Here is a 2,348-nt window from a genome sequence, read left to right on the forward strand (position 1 = left end):
AAATTAGAGAAAGACAGTGTGTTGTGTAGTGATGGCTATAAGCCCTACATAGCTCTTTCTGAGAAAAATGATTTAATACACAAGCGCTTAGATGTGGCAGGAGGAATTAAGGTGATAGATAAAGTCTTTCACATTCAAAATGTTAACGCCTATCACAGCCGTCTGAAAGCGTGGATAAAACGGTTTCACGGAGTAGCCACAAAATACTTGGAACACTACCTGGGTTGGTTCAGGTTTATGGATAATCCAGAAAACCTTAACGAAAACAGGCTCTTTTCGATTCAACAACAGTTAATCCGAACATAGCCATAACTATTTGCATTTCGGGGGGTGGAAAATCTGTTTTCGACCCTTCTGTACAAAAACGTCAGTGGGTTGGAAATTGATTTCTCGGGTGCGCTAAGCACAATAAAGCGACGTTGACAAGGTCGCTCTTGACTGGCAGTTGCCATTCTAAGGTTGGAAATATCAACTGAGAAGTGAGTGAAAATTCGACATTTAATGAGTTGTTTGCGGTTTTAGTTGACTGACAAAAAACATCCAAACCGGACATTCAACCAGTCGTAAGTTAGGTCTTTTTTTGCCACACTTGTCGGTACACAATTCAGGGATGAAGGAGTGTGTTGGCATTACAACAAAGTGAAACATACAAGCGCCATCGACCAGAAACAACGCTACTCTATCAATTGGTTGAACGTTACTACCCAGACTTTACCGCAAACCTAGCCGACCAAGGCAAGTATTTACCCAATTATGTTGAGCGTGAGTTTGATGATTTCTTGCGTTGTGGACGACTAGAGCACGGCTTTTTACGCGTGGTATGTGGCGACTGCCAGCATGAGAAGTTAGTCGCTTTTAGCTGTAAACGCAGAGGTTTCTGTCCTAGCTGCGGAGCCAGAAGAATGGCAGAAAGTGCAGCGCTACTTGTAGATGACGTATTACTTGGTTATCCAATTCGTCAGTGGGTCTTAAGCTTACCTATTCCACTTCGATTACTGCTAGCAAGAAACCCAAGTGAATTGAGCAAAGTGATGCAAATCATTCACCGCGCCATTTCCACGCACATTGTGAACAAGGCCGGCTTTACCAACAAACAATCGAAAACTGGGGCTGTTACCCTTATTCAGCGATTTGGTAGCGCCCTCAATCTAAACATCCATTTCCATATGCTGTTTTTAGAAGGAGTAATCAGTGAAAATCCATGGGGTGGTACGACTTTTACCCGCATCAAAGCGCCGTCCCATAGCGACATGGTGGAGCTAGTTCACACCATTAGCTATCGAATTGCCAACTATTTGGAGAAAGTGGGGTTAGTGGAGCGCGACATAGAAAACAGTTTTCTTAACTTACCTATTGATGATGAAGATAGTCTATTGCAGTTGCAAGGGGCCTCCGTCAGCTATCGGATTGCCATGGGACCACAACAAGGTCAAAAGGTGTTTACACTACAGACACTCCCTGCCAGCAATGAAGGCGAATATGGTCAGTTAGCCAATACCTCAGGTTTTTCCTTACACGCAGGGGTCTTCGCTAATGCCGATGAGCCAGAGAAGTTAGAAAGACTATGTCGCTACATCAGCCGCCCAGCGATTAGTGAACAGCGTTTAAGTATGACTGACCATGGAAAAGTGCGCTATGAATTAAAAACACCCTATCGAGACGGCACAACACATGTATTCTTTGAACCGCTCGACTTTATTGGCAAACTAGTGGCCCTCATTCCACCGCCAAGACTAAATCTCACCCGATTTTATGGGGTATTTGCTCCCAACAGCAATCTAAGAGCACAAATTACTGCGTCACAGAGAGGCAAAAACAGCCCGAAAATTGTCAATCAAAAAGATGGGCAATCAGATAAACCTTACCATGCAAGGGCTATGTCATGGGCACAGCGGTTAAAGCGGGTATTCAATATAGACATTACCGAATGCGAAAAATGCGAGAACCACAATGTAAGCATCATCGCTTGTATTATAGATATACACGTTATTCAGAAAATACTGGCACATATAGATAAAAAGCACCCAACTTCTAAACAAACAAAGCTATTGCCACATTTGCGTGCACCACCTGATGAACAATACACAAACGATTTCACTATTCAACGTGACTTCAATTTTGGGGCGTAGGCTCCATTTACTGCTGCAAGAGTAAAGAAAAACGCTAGTAAATGGTGGGGCTATTCGCGCTTCACCCCCCATTTCCTGCACCAAAGGCCTATCGTCGCAAGACATTGCAAACTAACACGCCTTAAAATACTCCCACAATTCGATAATTCAACAAACCAATCTAGTCAAAAAGACAACTGTCATAGGGGGTAGCAAATAGCTTTAATCCGTCTTATACTC

General features: G+C 43.4%; 2 protein-coding genes. Both read left to right on the plus strand.

The features are described from left to right. Positions 1-306: IS1595 family transposase (locus tag C6Y40_RS11090; RefSeq protein WP_146129497.1), on the plus strand; the 306-nt coding region annotated here is incomplete at its 5' end. A gap of 314 nt (positions 307-620) precedes the next feature. Further along, positions 621-2,129, plus strand: a complete 1,509-nt coding sequence (locus C6Y40_RS11095; protein WP_105934646.1) for a transposase — start codon at positions 621-623, stop codon at positions 2,127-2,129. Positions 2,130-2,348 lie beyond the last annotated feature (219 nt).

Origin of the sequence: Marisediminitalea alba (assembly GCF_002993365.1) — a bacterium.
In the GTDB taxonomy this organism is placed as follows: Bacteria; Pseudomonadota; Gammaproteobacteria; order Enterobacterales; family Alteromonadaceae; genus Alteromonas; species Alteromonas alba.